This window comes from Clostridium gasigenes, assembly GCF_017348895.1.
GTDB lineage: Bacteria > Bacillota > Clostridia > Clostridiales > Clostridiaceae > Clostridium > Clostridium gasigenes.
Genome location: NZ_CP071376.1, coordinates 891,076 through 905,058, shown reverse-complemented (window position 1 = coordinate 905,058; position 13,983 = coordinate 891,076). Strand labels below are relative to the sequence as shown.

16 protein-coding genes are annotated in these 13,983 nt (G+C 29.1%); 15 read left to right on the top strand and 1 reads right to left on the bottom strand.

Annotated features, from left to right (window positions below):
* Nucleotides 1–269 precede the first annotated feature (269 nt).
* The 7 genes from J1C67_RS04395 (at nucleotide 270) to J1C67_RS04365 (ending at nucleotide 7,760) form a co-directional block, all read left to right on the top strand.
* Nucleotides 270–1,517, top strand: a complete 1,248-nt coding sequence (locus J1C67_RS04395) for an ammonium transporter (protein ID WP_167866906.1) — start codon at nucleotides 270–272, stop codon at nucleotides 1,515–1,517.
* Between the two features lie 10 nt (nucleotides 1,518–1,527).
* Nucleotides 1,528–1,866 carry a P-II family nitrogen regulator gene (locus J1C67_RS04390; RefSeq protein ID WP_089969279.1) on the top strand — a complete coding sequence of 113 codons (339 nt, stop codon included), beginning with the start codon at nucleotides 1,528–1,530 and terminating at the stop codon, nucleotides 1,864–1,866.
* Between the two features lie 336 nt (nucleotides 1,867–2,202).
* A complete protein-coding gene (locus J1C67_RS04385; RefSeq protein ID WP_167866907.1) occupies nucleotides 2,203–2,820 on the top strand; it encodes a DUF3793 family protein in 618 nt (205 codons plus the stop codon).
* Nucleotides 2,821–3,029: 209 nt separating this feature from the next.
* The gene (locus tag J1C67_RS04380) at nucleotides 3,030–3,881 is read left to right on the top strand and encodes a DegV family protein (protein WP_167866908.1); all 852 of its coding nucleotides are present in this window, start codon (nucleotides 3,030–3,032) and stop codon (nucleotides 3,879–3,881) included.
* A gap of 334 nt (nucleotides 3,882–4,215) precedes the next feature.
* Nucleotides 4,216–4,968 carry a DeoR/GlpR family DNA-binding transcription regulator gene (locus tag J1C67_RS04375; protein WP_167866909.1) on the top strand — a complete coding sequence of 251 codons (753 nt, stop codon included), beginning with the start codon at nucleotides 4,216–4,218 and terminating at the stop codon, nucleotides 4,966–4,968.
* On the top strand, nucleotides 4,965–5,870 hold the full coding sequence (gene pfkB / locus J1C67_RS04370) for a 1-phosphofructokinase (protein ID WP_167866910.1): 906 nt from the start codon (nucleotides 4,965–4,967) through the stop codon (nucleotides 5,868–5,870). Before J1C67_RS04375 ends, pfkB begins: the two co-directional genes overlap by 4 nt.
* A gap of 18 nt (nucleotides 5,871–5,888) precedes the next feature.
* Nucleotides 5,889–7,760, top strand: a complete 1,872-nt coding sequence (locus J1C67_RS04365; protein WP_167866911.1) for a PTS fructose transporter subunit IIABC — start codon at nucleotides 5,889–5,891, stop codon at nucleotides 7,758–7,760.
* A gap of 50 nt (nucleotides 7,761–7,810) precedes the next feature.
* Here the strand turns inward: J1C67_RS04365 and J1C67_RS04360 are convergent, their stop codons facing one another.
* Nucleotides 7,811–8,119 carry a hypothetical protein gene (locus tag J1C67_RS04360; protein ID WP_167866912.1) on the bottom strand — a complete coding sequence of 103 codons (309 nt, stop codon included), beginning with the start codon at nucleotides 8,117–8,119 and terminating at the stop codon, nucleotides 7,811–7,813.
* 270 nt (nucleotides 8,120–8,389) lie between these two features.
* Between J1C67_RS04360 and J1C67_RS04355 the strand changes: the two genes are divergently transcribed.
* From J1C67_RS04355 to J1C67_RS04320, 8 genes are all read left to right on the top strand, one after another.
* Entirely contained in the window at nucleotides 8,390–8,881 is a 492-nt protein-coding gene (locus tag J1C67_RS04355) for a MogA/MoaB family molybdenum cofactor biosynthesis protein (protein ID WP_167866913.1), read from the top strand.
* Complete coding sequence (modA, locus tag J1C67_RS04350; protein ID WP_167866914.1) at nucleotides 8,866–9,642, top strand: molybdate ABC transporter substrate-binding protein; 777 nt, start codon at nucleotides 8,866–8,868, stop codon at nucleotides 9,640–9,642. Before J1C67_RS04355 ends, modA begins: the two co-directional genes overlap by 16 nt.
* The gene (gene modB / locus J1C67_RS04345; protein ID WP_167866915.1) at nucleotides 9,642–10,298 is read left to right on the top strand and encodes a molybdate ABC transporter permease subunit; all 657 of its coding nucleotides are present in this window, start codon (nucleotides 9,642–9,644) and stop codon (nucleotides 10,296–10,298) included. The genes modA and modB overlap by 1 nt, the downstream gene beginning before the upstream one ends.
* Nucleotides 10,299–10,311: 13 nt before the next feature.
* Complete coding sequence (locus J1C67_RS04340) at nucleotides 10,312–11,328, top strand: molybdopterin-binding protein (RefSeq protein ID WP_167866916.1); 1,017 nt, start codon at nucleotides 10,312–10,314, stop codon at nucleotides 11,326–11,328.
* Between the two features lie 58 nt (nucleotides 11,329–11,386).
* On the top strand, nucleotides 11,387–11,863 hold the full coding sequence (gene moaC / locus J1C67_RS04335) for a cyclic pyranopterin monophosphate synthase MoaC (protein ID WP_167866917.1): 477 nt from the start codon (nucleotides 11,387–11,389) through the stop codon (nucleotides 11,861–11,863).
* Nucleotides 11,864–11,946: 83 nt separating this feature from the next.
* Nucleotides 11,947–12,918 carry a GTP 3',8-cyclase MoaA gene (gene moaA / locus J1C67_RS04330; protein ID WP_089969314.1) on the top strand — a complete coding sequence of 324 codons (972 nt, stop codon included), beginning with the start codon at nucleotides 11,947–11,949 and terminating at the stop codon, nucleotides 12,916–12,918.
* A gap of 4 nt (nucleotides 12,919–12,922) precedes the next feature.
* Complete coding sequence (locus J1C67_RS04325) at nucleotides 12,923–13,354, top strand: MOSC domain-containing protein (RefSeq protein ID WP_089969317.1); 432 nt, start codon at nucleotides 12,923–12,925, stop codon at nucleotides 13,352–13,354.
* 271 nt (nucleotides 13,355–13,625) lie between these two features.
* Entirely contained in the window at nucleotides 13,626–13,982 is a 357-nt protein-coding gene (locus tag J1C67_RS04320; RefSeq protein WP_089969320.1) for a nucleotidyltransferase domain-containing protein, read from the top strand.
* Nucleotide 13,983 lies beyond the last annotated feature (1 nt).

Sequence of the window (13,983 nt, the reverse complement as noted above, 5' to 3'; positions counted from 1 at the left end):
GCTTTTTGATTAATCTAAAAAAATAAGAAATATCTTTATTAGAAAGAGATACTTCTTTTTTATTTAACGGAGTATTAATCTTTTTGAAAAAGGAATTATAGCAAAAGTAGAAGCTTTTTAATAAAAAAAATTTAGTGTCAAAAATTATATTCTATCATTGACTTTCTTAGTGAAAACGGATAAGATAATATTAATATCAATGGAGATAATGTATTTGCCTACGGCTATATACATTATCTCTTTTTTTTTATAAAAAGGGGGCGTAGTAAATGGGAATTAATTCAGGAGATAGCGCATTTATGTTAATAAGTGCAGCACTAGTATTTTTAATGACACCTGCTTTAGCTTTTTTCTATGGGGGAATGAGCGGACGTAAAAATGTATTAAACACAATCTTCACATCTTTTATAATGTGTGGAATCTCATCGGTCCTATGGATTGTTATTGGATATTCATTATCTTTTGGTAAAGATATTCATGGTATAATTGGAGGATTTAATTACTTGTTTTTTAACAATGTAAGCGTAGATCCGAATGTTGTTTATGCATCAACTATACCAGAAACATTATTTGCTACTTTTCAAATGATGTTTTCAATAGTTGCACCTGCACTTATAACAGGAGCGTTAGTGGGTAGAATGAAATTTTCTTCCTTGCTAATGTTTATAACATCATGGCTTTTCTTAGTATATTACCCACTTACACATATGGTATGGGGAGATGGCGGGTTAATTAGAGCGTTAGGTGCAGTAGATTTTGCTGGAGGAAATGTAGTGCATATTAGTTCAGGAATAACAGGATTAGTAGTTTGTATTATGATAGGCAAAAGAAGAGGTCATGGAATGGTAAGTTATAAACCTCATAATATACCATTTGTAGTTCTAGGGGCGGGATTACTTTGGTTTGGATGGTTTGGTTTTAATTCAGGGAGTGCATTAGGGTCAGGAACTTTAGCTATTACTGCATTTTTAACAACTAATACCTCTGCTGCTGCAGGGCTGTTATCCTGGATATTAATAGAAAAAATTAAAAATGGTAAACCAACATTATTAGGAGCAGCTACAGGAGCTGTAGTAGGATTAGTAGCGATAACACCTGCTGCTGGATTTGTTCCAATTTGGGCATCTTTAATAATTGGTGCTTTAGTTAGTCCTATATGTTTCTTTTTTATGACAACTGTAAAAAAGAAATTTGGTTATGATGATGCTTTAGATGCTTTTGGTTGTCATGGTATTGGCGGAATTTGGGGAGGTATAGCAACTGGTTTATTTGCTAATACTTCAATAAATCCATCATTGCAAGGAAATGGATTGTTTTATGGTGATACGAAATTGTTTGTTGCTCAAATAATTAGTATTGTTATCACAATTGCAATAACTGCAAGTATGAGCTTTATTATTATGAGTATTATAAAACTATTTATGGATGTAAGAGTATCTAAATTTGATGAAGCTAATGGACTAGATTTATCAGAACATGATGAATCTGCTTATCCAGCGTATATTGGACTAGATTAGGGGGTATTGTATGAAAAAAATTGAAGCTATTATTAGGCCAACAAAACTAGAGGAACTTAAAGAAGCTTTAAAGGAAGGTCAAATTAATGGAATAACTATATCTCAAGTAATGGGATGCGGACAACAATTAGGTTGGTCAGAGTATTATAGAGGAAATGAGGTTTTAATACATTTCCTTCCTAAGGTAGAAATAAAAATTGTTGTTGAAGACTATAAAGTAAATGAGGTAGTAAAACTTATAATAGATGTAACTAGAACTGGAGAAGCGGGAGATGGAAAGATATTTATAAGTGATATTTCTGAAGTTATAAGGATAAGAACTGGAGAGACTGGAAAAGAAGCTTTATAGGAAATAAAATCAGACGTAGTTGTAATAGGACTTAGTCTTTATGAACTAAATTTAGAATTGACATTAATACTGCATTATTCATAAATGAATTTGCAGTATTTTTTTATTTGAATGTTAATAATTATAAATTAAGGGTTAAAGGGTAGTTATAGTAATAGAACTTATTATATATTTTTCTATAGAGCATGTAGTTATAACCTATTGAAATAAAAAATTAAAAGAAGTTAAAAGATAAATATTAAATATATTTTATGGTTATACTATTGACAGGTAGATTAGTTTATTATAAGATGTAGTTGAGAATGAATTTCAACAACGATTAAAGGGGTGAGAACTTTGTGTATAGATTTTTATAAAAAGTTAAATTCATTTGAAGGAAAAGACTACATAGAAAACTTTTTAGTTTATAGTCTTTCACTTGTAATTGCAGGATCAAAGCCAGCAGCTACAGTAACCTTCAAAAAGAAGGGTGAAAATCTATATGATAAGTGGATCACCTATGGAAGAGATTTTATAAAAAAAATTGATTTAGATTTTATAGAATTGAGAGATTGTGATGATGCTGTAATAGTTATGATATTTAGTGAGGTATCTTTAAAAGAAAATCTATTTAAAGAAAGTCACATAGAGTTCTTAGCAGCGTTAGGTTACTTAAAAAATGGAGATCTATGGGATTGTTTAACAATGTTGGAGACTAGATATGATTTATATAATTGTCCACATGAGTTAGGTTTATTCTTAGGGATACCAATTAAAGATGTTAAAGATTTTATGGAATGTACAAATAAAAAATGTTTAATGTGTGGTTATTGGAAAGTTTACAATGACCACAAAAAAGCTCAAATCATATTTAACCACTATGATTGTATAAAAGAGCATACTGTACAACACATGCTAAAGGGCAATACCTCTATTGACCTGGCATTCAACTTGAAAAATTTTTTTATTCCCTAATTAGTACATCCATAAACTTTATATAAATCTATAATTTATAGATAAGAAAGAGCACACTAGTACATCGGTGTGCTTTTTTTCATTTAGATATAGAAGATATTATTTTGACTAGTTATTTTCTTGAAGATATCTAATAATAAAGAGGAATCATAGAAATTAATAATTAATAATGTTATAATGTTCTTTATCAGAGAAATAGGAGGATAATTATGGGGGTTAAAGTAATAACAGATAGTACTTCATACCTATCTGGAGAAATGATAAATAAATATGATGTTTCAGTAGTATCTTTAAATGTTACATTAAATAATAAGAGTATAAGAGAAGTAGATATAACTAATGAAGAATTTTACAAATTAATGGATGAAGTTAAAGAATTTCCAAAATCATCACAACCGGCATTAGATGAAACAAGTAATGCTTTTGAAAAACACTTATCTAATGGTGATGATATTGTTGGAATATTTATTTCTTCAGAAATGAGTGGTACTTTTTCAAGTACACATATAATAAAAGAAATGCTTTTAGAAAAATATCCAAATAGGAAAATAACACTTATAGATTCACGCTCTAATTGTATGCAAATGGGACTTGCGGTTTTAGCTGCAGCAGAAAAGGCAATAAATGGAGCAAGTTTAGAAGAGGTAGTTGAAGCTTGTGAAAGTGTAAAGCGAAAGAGTAAATTCTTATTTGCTCCACAAACTTTAGACTATTTAAAAATGGGTGGCAGAATAGGATCAGCAGGAGCTTTGTTTGGTAAAGTACTTAAAATAGTACCGATATTAACTGTTGAAGATGGAAAAACGTCAGTTGTTGAAAAAGTTAGAACAAATAATAAGGCTATAGAAAAAATATTATCTGTATTTATGAATGATATTAAAGAAAAAGGATTAGGGAAAGTAGTTATTCATCATATAAATTGTAAAAAAGAAGGTCAAAAACTTGCAGAAAAGATAAGCGCACATATAAATGAAAAGGTAGAAGTTATATCTATAGGACCTGTAATTGGAGTTCATGTGGGACCAGGAGCAATTGGGATAGCTTATAATACAGAAAGATAATAGTAGAAATAGATTAATTCTATAAATACATTCATAGAATTTGAAAATATTTAAGTAATACAGAGATAACTATATGAATCCTAATTTGTAATTTATATTTAATTACAAATTGGGATTTTTTTATTTTATAATCACTAAGAATTATTTAAAGGATATAAGAGGTAATAAGACAGAGTAAAGGATATATTGATTAGCTATTTTATTGAAAATTCCTAAAATAATAGCAAGTATAAATAAACCGTGAATGATTTTGAATTAATTTAAATGTTTTTGACTTAAAATGCTTGAAAATTACTTGCAAAAGAGTTATTATGAATACAAGGAAGTGATGTAAATGTTAACAGAACAAAGATATCAAATTATTTTGAATGAAATTGATAGAAAGTCACTTGTTTATGTTAGTGAATTAGTTAAAGACCTAGATACATCAGAATCAACAATAAGAAGGGATTTAAATTTTCTTCATAAACAAGGGAAATTAAAAAAAGTTCATGGTGGGGCAACAGCTTTAGATAAGTTTATAAATACTAAAGATGATTTGCTTTCTACTAGAGAAAGTTTGAATATAGATGAAAAATTAGAAATAGCAAAATATGCAGCAAATCTTATAAAAGAAAATGATTTTGTATATATAGATGCAGGTACGACTACAGATTTAATGATTGAATTTATTAATGAAAAAGAAGCAGTATATATAACAAATGGCATAAACCAAGCTAAAAAATTAATAAATAAAGGGTTAAAAACTTATATATTAGGTGGAGAAATTAAGGAGTCTACAGAAGCAATAATAGGAGTAGAAGCCATAAATACTTTAAAGAGATATAACTTTAATAAGGGTTTCTTTGGAACTAATGGTATTTCCAAAGACAGAGGATATACAACGCCTGATATTAGTGAGGCATTAGTGAAACAAGAGGCTTTAAGAAGAACAAGAGAAGCTTATATTATGGCAGATAATTCGAAATTTGATGAAATAAGTTGTGTAACATTTGGAGAATTAGAAGATGCAACGATAATTACAACAATAGTTGAAGATAATACTTATAAAGAGTTTATAGAAATAATAGAGGTGGCAAAAAAATGATTTATACAATAACCTTCAACCCTGCTTTAGATTATATAGTAAGAGTAGATGACTTTAAACTAGGAAGTGTAAATAGAACATCATACGAAGAAATTTATGCTGGTGGAAAAGGAATAAATGTTTCTATTGTATTAAATAACTTAGGAGTTGAGAGTAAAGTACTTGGATATATAGCAGGTTTTACAGGAGATGAAATAGAAAGGAAAGTTAAGGAATTTGGATGTGATTCAGATTTTATAAAATTACATAATGGAATGTCTAGAATAAATGTAAAGCTAAAATCTAGTGAAGAGTCAGAAATTAATGGTCAAGGACCACAAGTTAATAATGAATCATTAGAAGAACTTTATAAAAAATTAGATTTTTTAAAAGAAGACGACATACTTGTTTTAGCAGGAAGTATTCCATCAACACTGCCTAAAGATATATATGAATATATAATGAAAAGATTAGATGGAAGAAAAATAAAATTTGTAGTTGATGCAACAGGAGATCTTTTATTAAACGTATTAAACTATAAACCATTTTTAATAAAACCAAATCATCATGAATTAGCAGAATTGTTTAATGTGGAAATTAAAAATGAAGATGAAATAATTCATTATGCTAAAAAGTTAAAAGAAATGGGAGCAAGAAATGTTCTTATTTCAATGGCTGGAGATGGCGCAATATTTGTTACGGAAACGGGTGAAGTTTTAAAAAGCGCTGTGCCTAAAGGAAAAGTAAGAAACTCAGTAGGTGCAGGAGACTCCATGGTTGGAGGTTTTATAGCCGGCTATTTAAAACATAATAAATTAGAAGAAGCTTTTAAAATGGGAGTTGCAACTGGTAGTGCAAGTGCATTTTCAGATGGTCTTGCTACAAAAGATAAAGTAGAAGAATTACTATTAGAAATAATTTAAATAACGGAGGGGAAAATTATGAGAATAACAGATTTGTTAAAAAAGAACGGTATAGCAATAAATCCTAATGTGAAAAATAAAGCAGAGGCTATAGATAAATTAGTAAACTTAATGGATGCTACAGGAAAACTTAGTAATAAGGAAGAATATAAAAAAGCTGTATTAGCTAGAGAAGAACTAAGTACAACTGGAATAGGTGATGGAATTGGTATTCCTCATGCTAAAACTAAAGCAGTTAAAAATGCTGGTTTAAGCGCTATTATTATAACTGATGGAATTGATTATGATTCGTTAGATGGACAACCTACAAAGCTATTCTTTATGATAGCAGCACCAGAAGGTGAAAATAATGTTCATTTAGATGTTTTAGCAAGACTTTCAACAATTTTGATGGATGAAGAATTTAAAAATACATTAATTAAGGCTAAATCAGTAGAAGAGTTCCTTAGATTAATTGATGAAAAAGAAAATGATAAATTAAATAAGGATAAAAATAAAGAAAGCAAAGATGGATATACAGTATTAGCAGTTACAGCATGTCCTACAGGGATAGCTCATACATTTATGGCTGCTGAAAGCTTAGAAAATAAAGCAAAAGAAATGGGTGTTACAATAAAAGTTGAAACAAATGGATCGGGTGGAGCTAAAAATGTTTTAACTAAAAAGGAAATAGAAAATGCTAATTGTATAATTGTAGCTGCTGATAAAAAAGTAGATATGGCAAGATTCAATGGCAAAAAAGTAATTCAAACTAAAGTTGCTAATGGAATTCATAAAGCAGAAGAATTAATAACTAAAGCACAAAATGGAGATGCTCCAGTGTATAGACATGAAGGCTCAAATGAATCCTCATCAGAGTCAGAGGAAAAAGAAAGTGTAGGACGTACAATATATAAACACTTAATGAATGGAGTTTCTCATATGTTACCGTTTGTTATAGGTGGAGGTATATTAATAGCTATAGCATTCTTAGTGGATGACTATGCTATTAACCCAGCAAACTTTGGTAGTAATACACCATTTGCAGCATTCTTTAAAACAGTAGGTGGAACTGCATTTAACTTTATGTTACCAATATTGGCAGGATATATTGCAATGAGTATTGCTGATAGACCAGGGCTTGCGGTAGGGTTTGTAGGTGGAGCAATTGCAAGTGCCGGAGGATCTGGATTCCTTGGAGCGTTAATTGCAGGTTTCATAGCAGGATATGTAGTAGTTGGGTTGAAAAAATTATTTGATAAGTTACCAACTAGCCTTGAAGGTATAAAACCAGTATTGATTTATCCGGTTCTAGGAATATTACTAATTGGATTAATTATTACATTTGTTGTTAATCCTCCAGCTTCAGCATTAAATAATGGTATTAATAATGTTTTAAACAGTATGAGTGGCACTAGTAAAATATTACTTGGAGCAATTTTAGGTGGAATGATGGCAATAGATATGGGTGGTCCTTTTAATAAGGCAGCTTACGTATTTGGTACAGCTTCACTTGCAACAGGTCAATTTGATATTATGGCAGCAGTTATGGCAGGGGGAATGGTACCACCACTTGCAATTGCATTATGCACAACATTCTTTAAAAGTAGATTTACAGAAAGAGAAAGACAATCAGGATTAACAAACTATATAATGGGATTATCATTTATAACAGAAGGAGCTATTCCATTTGCAGCAGCAGATCCATTAAGAGTTATACCTGCATGTGTTGCAGGTTCAGCAACTGCAGGAGCATTATCAATGTTCTTCGAGTCATCACTTAGAGCACCTCATGGAGGAATCTTCGTACTACCAGTTATAACTAATCCATTAGGATACTTTATAGCATTAGTAGTTGGTTCGTTAGTTGGAATGATAATACTTGCAGCATTAAAGAAAAAAATAAATTAATATAATTAAGAATCCGTATAGCAAATTATGCTATACGGATTTTTTTGATTTTAATTTTCTTTTGAGGGGCCATATTTCTTTTGTATATTCAACATAATAATTACATATGATGCTAATATACAAGAAAAAAATGTTGTAGCTAGTTGTGTAGATAGGAGTTTGAAAATAGGTAATAAACCTAAAATAATATAAATAGCGCCTGTAACTAAAAATAAAATATTCATAGAAGTAAGATATTTATTTTTATCTATAAATGTAGTCTGTAATGTCTTTTTTGTTAAGGTATGGTTACTTAGTATAGCTAATATAAAATAGATAACTCCTAATAGAATAAAAAGATAAGAAATAAAATGTTCCATAATAATATATACCCCCATTCATTATAAATTATAGCAGTATTTATAATATGATAGAGAAAAAACAAATAAAAACAAATAAAAATAAATTATTTAAGGGATGAGTATTCTTATAACAAGTATGAAATTACTACCTTTTAATACAAAAATATGGTATAATATTGACATATAAAGACACTAAATACAGGTTTTACAGAAAAAATAACTGACACATATAGAAGGTTTTCTAGGGGGCATAGGATGGAAGACTATAAAAATTTGGAGGTTAAGTAAATGTATACAGTTGGGATTATAACAAGTAGTGATAAAGGATATGCAGGAGAACGAGAAGATAAAAGTGGACAAGTTATTAAGGATATTGTAGAAGCAAATGGATTTAAAGTTAAAAAATATATTGTTCTTCCAGATGACAAGGAAATGCTAGCTAGTGAGTTTAAATATATGAGCGATGAACTAGGTGTAAACCTTATACTAAGCACAGGTGGAACAGGATTTTCAGTTAGAGACATAACTCCGGAAGCAACTAAAATGATAATAGAAAGAGAGTCACCGGGAATATGTGAAGCTATAAGATGGTATAGCTTGCAAATAACTAAAAGAGCTATGCTCTCAAGAGCAGTATCGGGGATTAGGGGTAATACATTAATTGTTAATTTGCCAGGAAGCTCTAAAGCTTGCAAGGAAGCTTTAGATTTTGTATTAGAGGATATTAAGCATGGAATAGATATTTTACTTGGGGAGGGAATTGAATGCGCAAGAAAGTAGTAATTATATTGATGATTGGTTTATTGTCGTCAATAAGTGGATGTACAAATAAAGAAATTAATGAAAAGAAAGATGAGATTACAATTAGTGTAGCGGCAAGCTTAACAGAGCCAATAAATAAAATCAAAGAAGAGTACGAAAGTGCTAATAATGTGAAAATTAATATTAATACAGGTGGGTCTGGAACTTTAAAAAGACAAATAAGCGAAGGCGCAGAGGTTGATATATTCTTTTCAGCTAATGAAAAATTTATGAATGATTTAATAAATGAAGAGTTAGTTTTGAAGGAAGAGGTATGCTCGCCATTAAGAAATTCTCTAGTATTAGTTAAAAATAATGCTGTTAGCGAAAAAATAAATAAGTTAGATGATTTAATAGGATTAAATAAAAAGATAGCACTTGGAGAAATAGAAACAGTTCCAGCAGGAGAATATGCGAAAGAAGCGCTGAGTAATATGAATTTATGGGAAGGTATTGAGACTAATGTTGTATATGGAAAAGATGTTAAAGCTGTTAAAACATATGTAGAAAGTGGTGATGCTGATTTTGGGTTTATATATAAAAGTGATGCTAAAGATTTAAAAGACTCGCAAATAGTTTTAGAGGTTCCAAGTAAAAATCATAAAGAGATAATATATGTATTAGCACCTATAAAATCAAGTAAAAATCATAAAGAAAATATTAAAATAATTGAATTTATAACTTCTAATAGAGGAAAAGAAATATTTGAGGAATATGGATTTAATATGGGGGACAAGTAGTGATAATAGATGCAGTGTATACTTCCATAAAAGTTGTATTAATTTCATTAATAATAACATTAGGGATATCTATAGTAGCAATAAAAATTTTAACTAGAAAAACTACTAAGTTTAAAAAAATTATAGAGACATTCATAATTTTGCCTATGTTTATCCCCCCATCTGCTATTGGATATTTAATATTAATAATTTGTGGAAAAAATGGGCCTATAGGCAAAATATTAAATGAAAATTTCAATACTTCTATTATATTTACATTATCAGCAGCAGTTATAGCAGCAGTTATTGTTACACTACCAATAATGTATCAAAGTATAAAGGTGGCAGTTTTATCAGTAGATAAAGATGTTAAGGATGCAGCTAGAGCAGGGGGAGCAAGTGAGTTTCAAGTATTTACTAAAATAATTTTACCACTTTCAAGAAGAGGAATATTAACAGGAATACTTTTGAGTTTTGCAAGAGCATTTGGAGAGTTTGGAGCAACTATATTAGTGGCTGGAAACATACCAGGAAAAACACAAACATTGCCAATGTCAATGTATTACGCAATAGAGAACAACAATAATAAAGAAGCTGTAACTATATTAATAATAGTGTTTATAATAGCAGTTTTTTTAATGAGTTTATATAGTTATCTAATTAATAAAGAAGATTAGGATGTGATTTGAAATGAAAATGATAAAAGTTGAAGATGCAATAGGAACAATGTTATCTCATGATGTAACACAGATAATCCCAGGTGAATTTAAGGGGAGAGCCTTTAAAAAAGGACATATAATAAGAGAAGAGGACATAGAAAAGTTATTATCAATTGGAAAAGATAATGTTTATGTATGGGAACCTAAGGAAGGTGAACTTCATGAAAATGATGCAGCTAAAAGGATTTCAGATTTAGTTGTAGGGGAAGGTGTGGATAATTCAGAAGAGATTAAGGAGGGGAAAATAGATTTTTTTGCAGCTAGAGATGGATTGCTTAAAATAGATAAAGAGAACTTGTTTAAGCTTAATTCATTAGGTGAAATAATAGTTTCAACTTTGCATAATAATACCCCTATTAAAAAAGGTGAAAAAATTGGAGCAACTAGAGTTATTCCATTAATAATAGATGAAAATAAAATTATAGAAGCTGAGGAGGTAATAAAAAATAGTATTATTTCCGTAAAAGAAATAACTCCTAAAAAAGTTGTAGTTATAACAACTGGAAATGAATTATATTACGGAAGAATTAAAGATGCATTTTTACCGATAATAGAAAAGAAACTTAATGAATATGGAAGTTCAGTTTTAAATAAAATTATACTTCCAGATGATAAAGATAGAATAAGTTTAGAAATTAAGAAGGCTATAGAAGAAGGCGCAGATATGATTATTTGCACTGGAGGAATGTCTGTAGATCCTGATGATGTTACGCCAAATGCAATAAAAGAATGTGGAGCAAAATTAGTTGTGTATGGTTCACCTGTGTTACCGGGAGCAATGTTTTTATTAGCTTATCATGAAGATATGCCAATACTAGGGGTGCCAAGTTGCGCTATGTACTCAAAAAGAACAGTTTTAGATTTAGTACTTCCAAGGTTACTTGCAGATGAAAAACTAACATTAAATGATATAGTAGCTTATGGACATGGTGGGTTATGTTTAGATTGTAATATATGTAATTTTCCACATTGTTCATTTGGAAAATAAAGAAAATAATATTTATAAGTAATAATAATAGTTAACATATATATAGGAGGAGAAAACTATGGATAAAAAGCTTACACACTTTGATGAAAGTGGAAATGCAAGAATGGTTGATGTTTCTGAAAAAGATAAAAGTAAAAGGGTAGCTATAGCAGTATCGAAAATAAGAGTAAACCATGAAACTTTAAAACTTATAGAGGAAGGTAAAATAGGTAAAGGCGATGTTCTTGGAGTTGCAAGGGTAGCGGGTATAATGGCAAGTAAACAGACTTCAAATTTAATACCTATGTGTCATCCAATAATGATATCTAGCTGTGATATTGAGTTTGAAATAGATAACGAAAAAAGCGAAATTAACATAAAATCTATAGTTAAATTAGTTGAAAAAACAGGTGTGGAAATGGAAGCTTTAATGGCAGTAACAATTGCTGCATTAACAATTTATGATATGTGTAAAGCTTTAGATAAAAGAATGGTTATTGAAGATACACATTTATTAAAAAAAACAGGAGGAAAAAGTGGTGAGTTTAATTTTTAAGTAAAAATCTAAATATTTTATTTAGTAAAACTTAGATTTAGACACTACTATTATTAAAAAATAGTAGATCCATTAAAAAAAATATGGAAGATAAATATGGAAGAAAGATAGATTATCTAAGAATATCAGTAACAGATAATTGTAATCTAAGATGCATTTATTGTATGAAAGAAAATCATAATGATTTTTTATCTTCTGATAAAAAGCTTACAGATAATGAAATATATAGAATAGTACTTGAAAGTGCAAAGCTTGGAATAAAGAAAATAAGATTCACTGGCGGAGAGCCTTTAGTTAGAAAAGATATTATGAACCTAATAGGAAGAATTAATAAGATAGAAGGAATAGAGGAAATATATTTAACTACTAACGGAATATTATTATTAGATCAAGTTGAAAATTTAGCTGCAAATGGAGTTAAAGGTGTAAATATTAGCCTAGATTCATTAAAGCCAGATAGGTTTAAAACATTAACTAGAAGAGGTGAATTAAAGAAAGTTTTAGAAGTTATTGATAAATGTATAGAACATAATATAAAAGTTAAGTTAAATACTGTTATTATAGGAGACATAAATCAAGATGAAATATTAGATTTTGTTGAGCTTACAAAACAGAAGGCTATAGATGTAAGGTTTATAGAACTTATGCCAATTGGACAAGGTAAATTATTTAAACCAGTTAAAAATACTAAGATTTTAGAAATAATAAAATCGGAATATAAAGAACTAGCTGAAATTAATAGAAATATATCAGAAGGACCAGCTAAATATATTAGAGTAAATAATTCATTAGGAAGAGTTGGATTTATAAGTGCAATAAGTAATTGTTTTTGTGATTATTGCAATAGAATAAGAATTACACCAGATGGATTTTTAAAGCAGTGTTTACATTGGAATTATGGAGTAGATTTAAGAACATTACTTAGAAATGGTATTTCAAACGAAGAGCTAAATAATATCATTAAAAATAATATATATAATAAGCCAGAAAAACATTTATTTAATGAACAAAACAAAAATGAAGAAATAAGATTTATGAATGAAATTGGAGGCTAATGCAATGAATAAAGTTATAGCAATATGTACAAGCAAGCAAAAGGGCACAGCTAAGGTAATGGTAGATGAGGCTAATCTAATATATGATTTTGGAATAGAAGGAGATGCCCATGCAGGTAAATGGCATAGGCAAGTAAGTTTGTTAGCATTAGATAAAATAGAAGACTTTAGAAGTAGTGGTGCAAATGTAGAATTTGGCGCATTTGGAGAAAACTTAGTTGTAGAAGGATTTGAGTTAAATAAATTACCAATAGGACAAAAAATACAAGTTGGAGAAACACTTTTAGAATTAACACAAATAGGTAAGAAATGTCATGATAAATGTGCAATATTCTATCAGGTAGGAAAATGCATAATGCCTACTAATGGAATATTCACAAAGGTATTAGTAGGTGGGAAAGTAAAAGTTGGTGACAGGTGCGAACTTATAGATTAAATCGCTTATGATTGAGCAAAAGTTATGAAAGATAGCAATACAATTCATTGCAAAATGAATTGTATTGCTATTTTACTTGTGCTTAGTAAAAAAATGAAATTGGTCGGTACTTTCGTCCATCTGAGTTAACGAAGGTGGAAAACACCTGCTTTCTACAGTTGTTTTAAATAGGATAATTGGATATAATAAAGATAGAGTAATAAGGAATTTAAAAAAATATATTAGCATATTTATTTATTATTTTTTAAAGATGTCTAAAGGTAGGTTTAAAATGAAAGCTGATGTAGAGTATTGTCTTGATGAAAATGTAAGAAATGAAATAATTATTATAAAAGATTTTGTTAAAAGTGAAGTAAGTGAAATAGAAATATTTCTTTTTGGTTCAATTGCAAAAGGAAAATATAAAAAAGATAGTGATATAGATATACTAATTCTAATTCCAGATGATAAATCTATTAAGGAATTAAGATTATTAAGGCATAAATTAGAAGATAAGATAGATATCTTAAAGTTATCCCGTAGCGTAGATATTAAACTTTATAATAGAAATAGATATATTAATTTGGCTAATAATACTAGTTTTGAACAGGAAATACAAAATGATTTGATAGATATAAGGAGCTGGTGAT